The sequence below is a fragment of the Pseudomonadota bacterium genome (genome assembly GCA_018242545.1).
Taxonomy (GTDB): Bacteria; Pseudomonadota; Alphaproteobacteria; order 16-39-46; family 16-39-46; genus 16-39-46.
The window spans coordinates 1-13,501 of record JAFEBT010000057.1 but is presented as its reverse complement, the minus strand read 5'-3'; the positions used below and the strand labels follow the sequence as shown (position 1 = coordinate 13,501).

Annotated in this window: 16 protein-coding genes; 4 read left to right on the top strand and 12 right to left on the bottom strand. The window is 36.4% G+C overall.

The features are described 5' to 3' along the window. Positions 1-137: 137 nt before the first annotated feature. Genes JSS34_07100 through JSS34_07085 form a run of 4 tightly spaced genes read right to left on the bottom strand, consistent with a single transcriptional unit; the run spans position 138 to position 3,031 of the window. Positions 138-893, bottom strand: coding sequence for an ATP-binding cassette domain-containing protein (locus JSS34_07100; GenBank protein MBS0186088.1), 756 nt, complete (start codon positions 891-893; stop codon positions 138-140). Further along, on the bottom strand, positions 887-1,747 hold the full coding sequence (locus JSS34_07095; protein ID MBS0186087.1) for a hypothetical protein: 861 nt from the start codon (positions 1,745-1,747) through the stop codon (positions 887-889). Before JSS34_07095 ends, JSS34_07100 begins: the two co-directional genes overlap by 7 nt. A 1-nt stretch (position 1,748) precedes the next feature. Further along, positions 1,749-2,732: an ABC transporter substrate-binding protein gene (locus JSS34_07090; GenBank protein ID MBS0186086.1), complete on the bottom strand. Its 984-nt coding sequence runs from the start codon at positions 2,730-2,732 to the stop codon at positions 1,749-1,751. After that, a complete protein-coding gene (locus JSS34_07085; protein MBS0186085.1) occupies positions 2,729-3,031 on the bottom strand; it encodes a transcriptional regulator in 303 nt (100 codons plus the stop codon). Before JSS34_07085 ends, JSS34_07090 begins: the two co-directional genes overlap by 4 nt. A gap of 374 nt (positions 3,032-3,405) precedes the next feature. Here JSS34_07085 and JSS34_07080 point away from each other — a divergent pair, with 374 nt between their 5' ends. Continuing rightward, positions 3,406-3,624, top strand: a complete 219-nt coding sequence (locus tag JSS34_07080) for a hypothetical protein (protein MBS0186084.1) — start codon at positions 3,406-3,408, stop codon at positions 3,622-3,624. A gap of 144 nt (positions 3,625-3,768) precedes the next feature. After that, positions 3,769-3,903 carry a hypothetical protein gene (locus JSS34_07075; GenBank protein ID MBS0186083.1) on the top strand — a complete coding sequence of 45 codons (135 nt, stop codon included), beginning with the start codon at positions 3,769-3,771 and terminating at the stop codon, positions 3,901-3,903. 35 nt (positions 3,904-3,938) lie between these two features. Here JSS34_07075 and JSS34_07070 read toward each other — a convergent pair whose 3' ends face one another. The 8 genes from JSS34_07070 to tsaE form a co-directional block, all read right to left on the bottom strand. Next, on the bottom strand, positions 3,939-4,520 hold the full coding sequence (locus tag JSS34_07070) for a phospholipase D family protein (protein MBS0186082.1): 582 nt from the start codon (positions 4,518-4,520) through the stop codon (positions 3,939-3,941). 87 nt (positions 4,521-4,607) lie between these two features. Next, positions 4,608-5,024: an RDD family protein gene (locus JSS34_07065; GenBank protein MBS0186081.1), complete on the bottom strand. Its 417-nt coding sequence runs from the start codon at positions 5,022-5,024 to the stop codon at positions 4,608-4,610. 36 nt (positions 5,025-5,060) lie between these two features. Beyond that, complete coding sequence (locus JSS34_07060; protein MBS0186080.1) at positions 5,061-5,519, bottom strand: RDD family protein; 459 nt, start codon at positions 5,517-5,519, stop codon at positions 5,061-5,063. A 296-nt stretch (positions 5,520-5,815) separates the two neighbouring features. Then, a complete protein-coding gene (locus tag JSS34_07055) occupies positions 5,816-6,052 on the bottom strand; it encodes a hypothetical protein (protein ID MBS0186079.1) in 237 nt (78 codons plus the stop codon). Continuing rightward, positions 6,049-6,285, bottom strand: coding sequence for a CopG family transcriptional regulator (locus tag JSS34_07050; GenBank protein ID MBS0186078.1), 237 nt, complete (start codon positions 6,283-6,285; stop codon positions 6,049-6,051). The genes JSS34_07055 and JSS34_07050 overlap by 4 nt, the downstream gene beginning before the upstream one ends. A gap of 70 nt (positions 6,286-6,355) precedes the next feature. After that, positions 6,356-7,177 carry an SDR family NAD(P)-dependent oxidoreductase gene (locus JSS34_07045; GenBank protein MBS0186077.1) on the bottom strand — a complete coding sequence of 274 codons (822 nt, stop codon included), beginning with the start codon at positions 7,175-7,177 and terminating at the stop codon, positions 6,356-6,358. Positions 7,178-7,200: 23 nt separating this feature from the next. Then, positions 7,201-10,221: a double-strand break repair protein AddB gene (gene addB / locus JSS34_07040; protein ID MBS0186076.1), complete on the bottom strand. Its 3,021-nt coding sequence runs from the start codon at positions 10,219-10,221 to the stop codon at positions 7,201-7,203. Next, positions 10,218-10,694 (bottom strand): tRNA (adenosine(37)-N6)-threonylcarbamoyltransferase complex ATPase subunit type 1 TsaE, encoded by a 477-nt coding sequence (tsaE, locus tag JSS34_07035; protein ID MBS0186075.1) that lies wholly within the window; start codon positions 10,692-10,694, stop codon positions 10,218-10,220. Before tsaE ends, addB begins: the two co-directional genes overlap by 4 nt. A gap of 78 nt (positions 10,695-10,772) precedes the next feature. On the opposite strand from tsaE, the gene JSS34_07030 reads away from it, so the two are divergent. Together JSS34_07030 and JSS34_07025 are read left to right on the top strand one after the other, a co-directional pair. Then, positions 10,773-11,834: an NAD(P)/FAD-dependent oxidoreductase gene (locus JSS34_07030; protein ID MBS0186074.1), complete on the top strand. Its 1,062-nt coding sequence runs from the start codon at positions 10,773-10,775 to the stop codon at positions 11,832-11,834. 165 nt (positions 11,835-11,999) lie between these two features. Continuing rightward, positions 12,000-12,833: a hypothetical protein gene (locus JSS34_07025; GenBank protein MBS0186073.1), complete on the top strand. Its 834-nt coding sequence runs from the start codon at positions 12,000-12,002 to the stop codon at positions 12,831-12,833. Positions 12,834-13,501: the final 668 nt, after the last annotated feature.

The following is a 13,501-nucleotide window of genomic DNA, read 5'->3' as shown; positions in this document are numbered from 1 at the left end:
GCAGATTGAAAGTTTTGTATCATACTCTCGGAAAATAAAAAATGATATTCTTTGTGCCAATTTTTTTAGCCCATTTCTTTAACGTTTGAGAACTCATAGATCTTTTTGGTGGGATCAGACATTTTTGTGTCTATTTTTTAAAGAACATTAAAAAGCTTGCTTAAATCTGCCGGTGTAAGAGATTGTTTTTCTTTGCGAGAAAATTCATGCTCGATTTTTCCATTTTTAAGAAGCAAGGTTCGATCTCCGAATTTTAAAGCATGATCCATATTGTGGGTAATCATAAGCGTTGTTTGCTCAGAATCATGGACTATTTTTTGTGTAAGATTCATGACAAGATCTGCCATTTTAGGATCAAGAGCAGCCGTAATCTCATCAAGAAGAAGGATTTCTGAAGGGTGGAGTGTTGCCATAATTAAGCTTAAAATCTGGCGTTCCCCGCCCGATAAATTGGAAGCCATTTCATGCAGCCGATTTTCAAGATTGATATTCAAGGAAGAAAGTTTTTGATGAAAGAAATTTAAGCGTTGAGAGGTTTTTTGAGGAAGAAGAGTCCTTTTTTGTCCACGCATGTAAGCAAAGCTTAAATTTTCTTCCAAGGTCATTGCATCCATTGTGGCAATGCGTGGGTCTTGAGGAACTTGAGAAATAAGAGAAGATCGCTTATAATTTGGCCACCGATTTATGTTGATATTTTTAAGGAAGATAGATCCTTTTGTCGGCAAAACTTCCCCAGAAATCGTATTAAATAAGGTCGATTTTCCAGCGCCATTTCCTCCAATAATAACAACAAATTCTCCCTTGGAAATTCTTAAATTTAAGTCTTTAAGGACATGTTGTTCAAGGGCTGAGTCTTTCCCTATGGTAACGAAGATGTTTTTTAATTCTAACATATACTTTTCCTCCTTTTAGGAGAGAAAGATGAAAAGAGCATAACGAATACAATAATAAGGCCTGTTATTAAATTAAGGTCTGAGGATTCCAAGCCAAGCCATTCACTATGCAGTGCACACGCAACAATGAACCGGTACACAATTGATCCCAAAATACATGCAAGGGGGCCTATCCACATTGACCTAAAGGGAAGAATTTTTTCTCCAATCATAACAGCTGCGAGACCTATAACAATCGTTCCAAATCCTTGTGAAATATCTGCAAATTTTTGATACTGGCAGAATAAGGCCCCTCCTAAGCCGATAAGACTATTACTGAGAATAAGACCATACATCGTCAGTAAAGAAATACGAACGCCATACATGCGCGCGAGCTTTTTATTTTGTCCAATACTTCGTAAGGCGAGACCAAAGTCCGTCGTCAGTAAATAGCTACAGAGGGACCAAATTATACAGGCAATTGTGATGAGAGTAAGAACAGGATATTGTGCCAGGATAGTTGAAGCGTGAAACAAAGGTATGTTTGGAGCGCCTCCCATGAGCTTTAGATTTAGAGAATACAGCATAAAGGCCGTTAGTATGCCGGACAGTAAATTTGTTAACCGGCAATATACATAAAGAATGCCTGTTATAAAGCCTGCTACAGCCCCAAGAAAAAGGGCAAAGAGAAGGGCTAAAAGGGGATGTATTCCAGCTTTTAAAAGAACGGCAGAGGCCGCTGCTCCCGACACAAAGCTTCCATCACAGGTAAGATCAGGAAAATCGATAATACGAAAGGTAAGATATATGCCGAGAGCAACAATACCATAAATAAGACCCATCTCAAGGCTTGAAAGTATTTCTGCAGCCGTCATTTTAAGATCTTTCTGAAGAAGATATGATTTTAGCCGCACGTGTTAAAAGAGATTTTTCAATCTTAATATGGGCTTTAGCAGCCGCTTCTAAATTGAAGACAAGATCTGTTTTAGAAGGAAATTCCACAGCTTGGTCTCCCATAGATGCACCCCGAAGTCCGTGTGCAATAAGAAATCCTGTTTGTTTTCCCACTTCATATTGATTTGGGCCAAGGGCTGCTACAGCGCCAAATTGGACGATATCTGTATCACTTACATAGATCGGAATTTCGGTGCTTTCGGCAGCTTTAACAACACTTTGAAAGGCGCTGAGTGCCGTGCTATCATTACTAATGAAGAGAGCATCGACAGTTTGCGCAAGTTTAAGGGCACTTTGATAAACATCGGCTGTCTTGCTGGCTGTTTGTTTAAGAAGTTTAATTCCAAATTGAGGACAAAGTTTTTCCAATTGTTGGACAATGCTGACAGAATTAATCTCTCCTGGGTTATATAAAATTCCGAGTGTCTTAAGGCTTGGTTGCAGCGCCTTAAAAAGTTCTAATTGGGGTTCTAATTTTACAAAATTTGAAACACCAGACGTATTATTAGAAGGATTTTGAAGCGTTTTTACGAGACCTGCCTGGAGAGGGTCTGTCACAGAACTGAACACCAAAGTGACTTTACCTTCTTGGGCATATTTGGCAAATGATTGTGCTGAAAGTGTGCCGACACCGACAACAATATCAGGTGCTTGATTGACAAATTTTTGCGCAATTTGACTTGCAAGAGCGGCGTTTGCTTGTGCTGACTCAACGCGAACTTTTAGGTTTTTTTCAGGGATATATCCTTCTTCTTTGAGAGCATCTAAGATTCCTTCTATTGTTGAATTCAATGCTGGATGTTCTGCAACTTGGCTGATGAGAACTTTTTTAAAAGACTCTGCAAAAAGAGAGGGGGAAATTAGGAGACTTATACTTAGAAAGAGAGAAAATAAAATAGAGTTCATGAGGGGTCTTCCTGATTTAATTTCATAAGAAGCGTTTTATAACCTTGATAAGGTTCTTCCTTTAAAAAGCGCGCAACACGTCCAATCGTTGTGAGACTCGCGCCCGTAAGATTATGGATTTCACGATAAGAAAGATCTTCGCCCTCCAAAAGTTGGCATACTTTCCAGCGTTCTTTAAGCGCAGAAATTTCTTGGGGCGTGCAGAGATCTTTAAAGAAATTTTCCATCTCCTGCGGTGTTTTCAGCATAAGAATAGAGTCAAAAAGATTTTTTAAAGGGCGCAAAAAATGAGAGGTCATAATAATCCTTCTGTGTTAACGTAATATCATGCTAGTACATTAGATCGCTCGTGTCAAGAAATTAAAGCGAGCGTTAAAAAGTTTGTATATGCCCTCTTTTAGAATCCTTTTATCTTATAATGTTGAGTAAATGCTAAATATGAAAAACAAAACAAAAAAAGTCTCGTAAATAAATTCTTTATAAATTTTGTTACCCTCATATATGATTGACTTCGAAAGTAAAAATCCTTTTAATATTCCCACGACAAAGAATTAAGTTCCTCACGACTTTAAAAACAGAAAGACCGGAAAAACAACTTACTTCTTTGCCTTTCACCTTCTCTTTAAGATAAAGAGATTTTTTTAAAATGATACAACTCAAGGAAATATAAATCATGATTAAAAAAACAATACTCTTAAGTGCTTTTTCTGCTCTGATTCTGGGTGGTGCATATATAGCCAATGCTCATAATGATGCGGTACATAATGAAATGCATGAGTTGTCACAAGAAGTAGCTAATGGCAAACGAACCTTCGATGAGGCTTTCGCTAAATTAATGGCAGATCTTAAGGTAGAACTTGAAGAGCATGTCGAAGAAGCAAAAAAAAAATAATTTAGCTTTCTTTTCTAGACTTCTATCTTACGGGAATATTCGTATAACGGATGCTTAAAATTCTTTTACGCAGTTCTTTAATGAAGATTCAATTAGAGGACTGCGTTTAATTCATTAATTAATAATGAAGCTGTTTGGTTAAAAATGCTAGATGACCGAAACAACACGTCCCAAGTCTATTGTCAAAAAGATGCACTTTGTGTTTTTAAAAATATTATAAATTATCTCCCAGTTTTAGAGAAAACATATGCGGCCCTTAAGAGAAATTATAATTTATAACAATTGTTTTAATGTTTAACGCGTAACTTAAAAATTTATTCTTTTCCGTTTTTATGCATTAAGGGCATAGAAACATCTCGTCTTTGACGCCAATTTTCAAGGTAATGAGCTGCCAGAACTTTATCTTTTAGAATAAGAATATTTTCAGCATTTTTTGTGTCAGCATTTTTTGAAAAGTTAAAGCTTCCCGTCAAAACGATATCCTCATCAAAGATCATGATTTTATTGTGGGCAAGCCCACCTTTAATCTTATCAATATAAACTTGAATGCCTGCTTCTATAAGAAGAGGATGCAGGCTACGCTTTGATGTAACTTGTTTCCCATCCAAAATGACATTAACATTTATACCTCTCCTAAAAGCCTTGATAAGAGAATTTGTTATTGGGTAAGACGTCAACACAAAGGCTTGCACAAAAATTGTTTTTTCAGCAGTTTCAATGTAATGGATAATTTTATTAGTACAGTGTTCATGAGGAGAAAAACAGACGTCACAACTTTCATAGGAAGTGATTGTAGTAGGCTGGTAAGAGAAATAATAAATAAGGCAAATCAGCCCAATTGTAATTCCAATAAAAAAAGATTGCTTTTTGGTTAAAAAATTAGAGTTTTTTCTCATTGAGAGGGACTTAAATTTAAAAAAGTTTCTTTAAAAGAGAACATATATCTTCTCTTATATTTCTTCGAAAAATCTTTTATAGAGATCTTAATTTTTGACAACAAGCGTGCGTGCAATATAATCGTGAAGCGCTTGTTTACGCGGCGTGAAGGCAATCATAATATACCCAAGACAAAAAAGAAGCGAAGACAGATAGCTTGCCAAGAGGCGGCCGGTTGCGCGCCAAAAGGAAATTCTTCTTTTTTGGTAGTCTTCGATGCGTAAAGAAAAGAACATCATTCCAGGTGTTGCTTGAAATTTAGAAGATTGGAAAGAAGCAAAATATATCCACCCAAAAAAAAGCCAACTTCCAGAGAAATTTATATTTGTAATATTTGAAAATCCTCCATTTTCTGGAGTGATAGGTTTTCCTAAAACAAAGAAAGTAAAGGCAATACCCATATATAAAATGAAGTTATCAAGAAGCCCTGCAAAGAGACGTTTCCAAAAACCTGCATAATGCATTTTAAACACCTATTTAAGTTAAGAAGTTTAAGATTTTTACGGTTTAGTGACAAGAACAAGCGTTTTTGCAATGTAATCATGAAGTGCTTGTTTGCGTGGTGTGAAAGCAATCATGATATATCCAATGCAGAGGAAGAGAGAAGAAAGATAGCTTGCAAAGAAACGTCCTGTTGCACGCCAAAAAGAAATTTTTTTCTTTTCATAATCTGTAATTTTCATGGAAAGAAGTATCATACCGGGTGTGGCCTGATATTTAGAGGATTCAAAAAAAGAGAAGTAAAGCCATGCAGAAACCAATAGCCAGCCCCAATTTATATGAAGACTCGCAATAAGAAACTCATGGTTGTTGATTATATGAACACAGTGACTCACCCCTCCTTGGCAAGAAAAAACAGGCATTCCTATTAAAGAAAGAAAAGCTCCCATAATTCCATATACCAAGATGTGATCGATAAGTCCTGCTCCAAGTCTGCGCCAAAACCCTGCATAGTTCATTTATATTTCCTTTTGTTCCCTGTTTTTTTTATTTATTTGTTAAAATTCTAGCTTAATTTTGAGGAAAAATATAGAAGAAAATTAAACGCTATAAGAAAAGTAATTTTGGAATTTATAAGAGACAAACATTTATCATTCTTTCCAATTTTTAATCTTTAGATCTGGGATTAAAACGAATTCTTTTACGTTTGAAGTAACAAGGATAAGTTGGTTTACTTTTGCTGTCGCCCCAATGAGAAGATCATAGGCTCCAACAAGTTTCCCAGCTCTTGTGAGATAAGCCCGTAAAGCCCCTGCTAACAGGCTTCCCTTTCTCCAAATGGAAGGATTGTTATCAAGCTTGTTAATTCTTCCCAAATAGGTCTTATTTTAATTTCTTTTTCTTGATGAAGTTTAAGCCCATATTCTATTTCTAATGCTGTTAAAGAAGAAAATGCTAGATCATTTGGCAGGCAACTTTTAAAATGCATAAGAACGTTTGGATCTTTTCTAAAGAAATAACATAAGGTGCATGTATCTAAAAGATATTTCATATGAAAGGATCCTCTTTAGGATCTACGAGATTTTCTCTTAACTCCTGTATCAATGGAAAATCTTCAGCTGGTTTAAAGTCAAAAAATCCTTCTTTCCATTTGGGCTTAGAATGTTGTTTGAACCATGCATTGAGTGCCTCTCTAATAAGAAAGCTTCGGCTTAGGTTATTTGCTTTTATATACTCTTCAAGGTGGTTAAAAAGCTTAGTGTCGAGATAAATATTTGTGTTCATAAGAGGTCTCCTTTAAATAAGTTATAACATGTTATATTCATCTCATTTAAGCTTGGATTGTTTTTAAATTTTAAGAATCAACTTTTAAGTTTTGGACCACTAAGGGATCTGGGTACTTTTCCAAAACTTCCCCATTATAAAGGTAAAATGAACACTGCTTATGCTTCCGTACAGCTTCAATCACGGCAGACATACCGGTGACGCTTTCTTCGACCGTTAGAGGTGCCGTGGAATTTGGTCCTCCTGACATATCCGTTTTTACAACACCGGGTGAAATAGGAAAGGCACAAGGACGTGTGTGAGAACTTTCTTTTTTTTCTTCAAGCCAAATCCGTGCAAGTTCTATATTCCAATTCTGTATAAAGATATTTCCTGCAGCTTTGCTTGCTCTATAATGATGAAATCTGCCTCCAATATTACTTCCAGAATGACTGAGCGTCGAACTCATATAGATAGAACAGCTATGAGGTTTTAATAATTTTAAATACAAAGTACGCATGAGATTATCGGGCGCAAAGGTATTTACCTCCATCAGCTCTCGCGCTTCTTCTAATGTGTTATGGGGAGGATGAGAGCCGCGCGCCCCTTGTATGATGCCTGCATTTAAGATAAGAATATCAATGCCTTTTTTAATCGTATCCGCAAATTGATGAACATTCTTTTCATCGCGTACATCCAGTTGATACAAGATTATTTTGCCAGGGTAACGTTCTTCTAAAGCTTTGAGCTCATTTATTTTTTGATTGTCTCGATAGGTGGCAATGACTGTGTATTTTGGCTGTGAGATATAATGTTGAACAAAACCCAATCCGATTCCCCGATTGCCTCCAATTATAACAACTGTTTCTTCTGGCGCGTCAACAAGTAGGGTATTTCCGTTTTTTTCATCCATGAAATTGATTTCTTTCAGTAACGTTAAAAGTTTGTCTCTTCCACTAAAAAAGATTCTAAAGGACCTGCCCACTCTTGAGTGCGTGCTAAATGGGCATAGGCTGAATGGGCATAGGCTGTTGCTCGAAAAGGTCCTGGATTTTCTTGATTATAGAAGAAGTCTAAAATTTCCATCAGAAACTGTCTTGTATTTTCGATGAGAGTTTCTGGATTTTTTAAGACCATAAGAGAAATCATGTTTTCTTTTTTAAGGGACCAGTAACTTAAGGAAATGTTTTTTGAAAAACGTTTTTGAGAAATTAAGCTTTCTTTTAAGAGTAGACCTAAAAGAGAAAGTTGAGGACTCTGATTCCTTTCAATGGACTCTTTTGTTGGAAGTCTTCCCGTTTTGTAATCAATAATATGGAAAGAATCAAAAAACTCTTCAAGGCGATCTATACGCCCTTTAATTTCAAAAGGTTTCGGATTTGTTGCAATAGAAAAAAGATGAGAAATATTGACTTCATAAGATGTATTTAAGAGTTCAAGATTCTGAAGACGTTTTTCATGCTGGGTCCAAAAATTCTTTAAGAGACATAAAAATCGATAGGTCCAAAAATACTGATCTCCTTTTGAAAGAGCTTTATAAAGAGAGGAGCTTTTAAACTCAGCTTTTAACATTTCTTCTGATGGGAAAATAGGTTTTGTTACAAGGTTTTCAATAAAACTGTGAATGAGTGTTCCAAAGTCAGAAGCTGTTGGAGAGGCTTCAAAAGGTTTTAAAGAGTGAAGATTTAAAATAGTTTGGGCATAAAATCCATAAGGATCTTTTATAAGGAGTTCAAACGTACTTGGAGAAAAACGATGGGGACGCGCTGAAAGAGGGGGCGTTGGATGGGGTGCAGGGACGGGAATGGAAAGGGGAGAATGATCCAAAGCTTTTAAAAATTGTGCTTCTGGAGGGGGAGAGAAAGAAAGATTTTGAGACTCTAAAAAAGTCATTAAATGAACAAGAATACGAGAGGGTCTCTCTATGCCAGCAGTGGTTTTTATGGAGCGGGTCAACAATACTTCTTTATTTAAAAAAGCATGTAAAAAATCATGAATTGAAATTCCGATTTGTGCGTCCATGGGAGGAAGGGAAAGAGCTTCTCGCAAATTTTTATGAATCCAAGGGTTTGGAGAAGGAAGCTCGGGCCATGTTCCTTCATTCAACCCTCCTAATATTACGGAGTCTTTTTTTAAAAGACGGGATTCATAGAGCCCCAAAATAGAAAGCCGTGGATGCTCTGTTAGCGTTAATTGAAGGTTCGTTTTCGTAAAAATATTTTTCAAAAAGCTTTCATAAGAAAATCGACTTAAAGGAGAAAGATTTTCGGTTTCTTGAACAATTTTTTCAAACAAAGATACGGCTTCTGTTTCTTCTTCTTTTTGCCAAAGAAGAGAAGATCCTTCAGAGGTTTCACTCAGGGACTTCAAAAATTCTTCGTGAGTTTTAAGAAGTATTGCAGGAGGAGCCCCGTTTTCAAGAAGAGTCTTAAATGGGGCCATAATCTCTTCAAGATATTTTAAAAGGGCTTCAGCTTTTTGAAGAGCATCATTTAAATCTTTTTCATCTTCTCTCTTAAAAGAATTTAAGCGTTGCAAAAAAGATTTGATCCCTGGAGATGTTTTGAGGCCTCTAAGAGCATAGAGCTCAAGGGTTTTAAGAATTTGATTAAGTTCTTCGGGCGTGTTTCTGAGTCGTGTAAAGGGATGCTTAAGAAGAGATATAAGGAGAAGCGGACTTTCTTGGGACAGAAGAACTTGTAGACTTGTTAGAAAAAATTGACCAACTGTTGTTTGAGCCAAAGAAGTACCTGCAGAATCATCGACGATGATGTCCCATTTTAAAAGCTCTGTTTTAACAAGTTGAGCAAGTTTACGATCAGGTGTAATTAAAGCTCCTGTTTTGTGAGGCGTCTCTAGAATATGTCGCATTCTCAAAGAAATGAGACGTGCTTCTTCTAAAAGGGATGTTGCTTCAAAAAAGGAAACATTCTCAAGAGCAGTAGAAAAATTACAAGAAGAATTTTTCTCAGCCAAAGAATCTATTGGAAATGTTTCATTGATAAAAGACAAGCGCGCGCTCAGGGTTCTATCTTTTTGTTTTGAATGATAAGGCCATGGTTTGATCTGAGATGGAGAAATATCAAGCTCTGACAAAAAAGAAGCCAATTCAAACGCAGGATGTGTTGGAGATAAAGTTTGATAATCCTTACTTTGAAAATCTCTCAAACAGTTTTCTGTGAGAAAAAAGCTCTCAGGACTTTTGAAGACAGTCTTCAAAAAAGGCATAAAAACAGGCGACAGTCCTCGAATCCCTGCAACAATAAGAGGGGCTGTCGGAGGAGATTTTATGAGATAAGAGGATATAATTTTCAGACGATCTTGGACATAGGTTAAAGGATCAGAAGCGCCTTCTGCTCTTAAGATCAAAGGCCATGTTTCTAAAATTGTCTTTAAGAAAAGGGTTGTTTTTTCCCAATGAATGCCATGGGTTTCTGGAATATGAAGGTCTCCATCACGAAGAGAGACATTGTGGGATGCCAGTTCTCCAAGTGTTTCAAGAAGCGCTTTTGAAAGATTTTCTTGTGCATGGGGACTTAAAGCATAATTAAACAATCCTCCGCTTCGCCTAAGTGCTTCTGCACAAAGAAGCCTGCCTCTTAAAAGGGAGAGTGGTGGAGGAAGAGAAAGGGTTTGAAGGCACTCAACGGAAATGTTTTGAAAAAGACAAGTTAAGAAATCTTCTGCTCTTGGGGCGAGATCATTCAAAGTGAAAAGATGCGGAAGAAAAAGAGCATGTGCGTGGGACGAAAGGATGTGTTTGAATGTTCTTAAAGAACGTTGCGTTGGAAAAAGAATTGTATATTTTGAAAGGAGAAAAGGGGATTTTTGTGTCCAGTGGAAAAGGCTTTCTGCCAGTGTCTCTAAAAAGGGAAGATCTGAAGAGAGAGTATAAAATCCTGGCTTTGGAAACGAATGATTAGAAAAGCAAGAATCTAAGCCAGAAGAAAGTGTCATGATTGAGAACATAAAAAAGGGCTAAGGCGTTCTTCCCAACGCTTATTGCCATATATTTTTAAATGACGGGAGGGGCCAGTTTCAAAATCCAAAAGAAGCGTGTTCTGTGGGAGAAAGATTTCTATTTTCTCGGGCCATTCAATGAGAGAAATACCTCGTGTAAATGAATCTTCAATGCCAAGTTCAAGCGCTTCGTATGCATGTCCAAGGCGGTAGCAATCAAAGTGAAAAAGAGGGCCTTTTTGTGTTTCGTAAGATTGTACAAGGGTAAAAGTTGGACTTGGCACTTCTTCTTGAAGAGAAGTTAGATCTTGGATTAAGAAACGTGCAAAGGTTGTTTTTCCAGCACCTAAATTTCCTTTTAAGGCAAGAATATCAAATTTTTGTAATAAAGCAGCAAAAGTCAATGCCCATTTCTGAGTTTCTTGCAAGGTGTTTATAGAACATGTAAATAAAAGAGACTGGTTCTTCATAAAGAATAGTTGTAATGAGTCTTAAAGAAAACAGCAAGTCTAAACCCAAACCTTAACTTTTTTCTGAAGGAGACAGATATGTCAAAGAGGAGCCCTTCTCAAATTCATGAGACAGACGTCGTTATTATTGGCGCTGGGCCAGTTGGTCTTTTTGCAATTTTTCAATGTGGGATGCTTCGGATGCGATGTCATATTGTCGATGCTTTAGATAAGGTCGGAGGGCAGTGTACAGCACTTTATCCTGAGAAGCCTTTGTATGATATTCCTGCATATCCTCAAATTTTAGGAGAAGAGCTGATTCAAAATTTAGAAAAACAAGCCGCTCCTTTTTCTCCGGTATTTCATTTAAATCAACAGGTTGTTGAAATTTCAGCAGAAAAAAAAGAAGGACTTTCAACCGGAAAATGGATTTTAAAAACATCTCAAGGTGTTGAGCTCATTTCAAAAGCTATTATTATCGCTGCAGGTGTCGGTGCTTTTGGCCCTAACCGTCCTCCTCTTTCTCATATTGAATGCTATGAAGGAAAAAGTATTTTTTATCGTGTTAAAAAAAGGGAAGATTTCCGAGGAAAAACCATCATGATTGCTGGGGGAGGTGATTCAGCACTTGATTGGGCCGTCTCTTTGAGTGAAGTTGCTAAAAAGATTTTGATGGTTCATCGCAGGCCTAAATTTCGAGGTGCACCAGAGATGGTGGCACGTCTTGAAAATCTTTCAAAGACTGGGAATGTTGAAATTCTAACGCCTTATCAGCTTTTTAAACTTGAGGGAGATGTGTCGTCGGGAATTTTAAATGCTGTGCAGCTTCAAGACATGGATGGAGCTATAAAATCAGTTGAAACAGACGTTCTTTTACCGTTTTTTGGACTTTCCATGAATTTAGGGCCCATTGCAGAATGGGGATTGGGTCTTGAAAAAAATCATATTACGATAAATCCTGCAACCGCAGAAACAACAACGCCTGGTATTTTTTCCATTGGAGATGTGGCAACATACCCTGGTAAGTTAAAATTAATTTTAACAGGGTTCTCAGAAGCAGCGATTGCAGCCCACGCAATTTTTTCAAGAGTCTTTCCAGGAGAAGCCTTACATTTTGAATATTCAACCTCAAAAGGTGTTCCAGGAGAAAAAAAACATTAAGAAAAAAGATTATTTGCGCTTTTCTGAAAAGCATATACAAGAAGTTTTTTAAAGTTGACATTTTAAAAAAGAGAATACATGATTTAATGACTCTGTGGAGGGGATGATTTTGTAATAAACATCAGAAAATCGCATTTAAAAAAATAAAAAATAAAGGAGAAGAAAATGTTTAAAATAAAAAATCTTTTTGCTTTTGGAGTGCTTCCTTTTTCAGTTCTATACACATTCTATGAAGATGCTAAAGCACGTCCTTCTCAGTCTGACACTTTTGAAGCCAGCATTGAAAATAAAAGGGCGGCTCCTAAACATAAAGTCGCTGATTCTCAAGGCCTTCATCGTGTTTTTGTTCAAAAAGTTTTTGCGTGCGGTTTAAAAGCAGATCCAGGAACGACGTATCATGAAAGTAAAGATTCTTTATCGTATGAAGTTAAGTCAAGGCACGGAGTTTTTGTGTTTAAGGAACTCAATGCCCTTGCAAAAGTCATGACAATGACACACGATCTTGCTCCTGTTCATATTCAAGCAACGCTAAAATCTTCTTTATCTCAAGACTCACAAGATAAACTTAAAGAACAAAGCGGAATTTCTGTCGATAAGAATGGCCAGCATCTTGATATTGATACAGGAAAGACATCGCCAGAGGGCATCAAAGTTTTAAGCGATACTTTAAAAAAAGAAAGTGACGCTGGTAAAGTGACCCATCTAAAATCATCTCAAAACACAGGATGCAAAAAAGACCAGATAGCTGAGTTTGATGCAGCTTTAAAAAAATATATGATCGAGCATCATATACCGTCTTCTTTTACTGTCGATGAAACTTTTACCCTCAGGGAAAAATTTAATGTAACTTTCAATGGAAAAAACTCTCCTTCTTCCCTTTCTAAACCCAATATTCCAAAAGAAGAAGATGGATCAACAGATTCTTTGAGGAATACGAAAAATTCTTTCCCTGTTTCTGAGGATATCATAGATATTTTGACAGCTAAAATAGAAGATTAAAAGGAAACCGCAATTTTTTATGAAAATGTAGAGAGGAATTGAAAGCAAAAGATACTTAAGGAAAAAATTAAAGAGGCAGGTGTTTTTTATTAAAAAAATTTCTTAAGCAAGAACACCCCCCACAAATGAATAGAAGCCATATGTATACAATGGCAAAAATTATTTTTTATTAAAGGAGCTATTTCGTTTATGAGTAGACCAATTATCGCGTGTTGCTTCAACAGTGTTTTTTATCGTCGTTAAAAGGGTCCATTGCAAACAAATGATGGGGAGAGGTTTTAAAAAAATTCTGCTAGAAAAAAGATTTTTTTGAGGCAAAGTTATGGATTTTTATAGGGTTAGGGGGTTAAAAAAGCGTAAATCGCTTATTTTAGGCGCATTTATCCTATGACAGCTTTCAATCCAGGCTCACCATTTCTACTTGATACATCAAAAGTCTCCTTTTTTATAAGTTCTCCTTCTTTTATCAAGTTTTTATTCTTTTGTCAGTCCTGTTCGCAACAGTCCCTTTATATATATGTTAAAATGTATAATCCCATAAGTTTCTGATATTTGAATAAAGCCATGGGAAAATCATTTTTAAATATCATTTATTTTTTACACACAGAAAAATGAGAGTGTTTACATATAGATAGATAAATGTCATAATATTTTGAAATGAGAAAGGA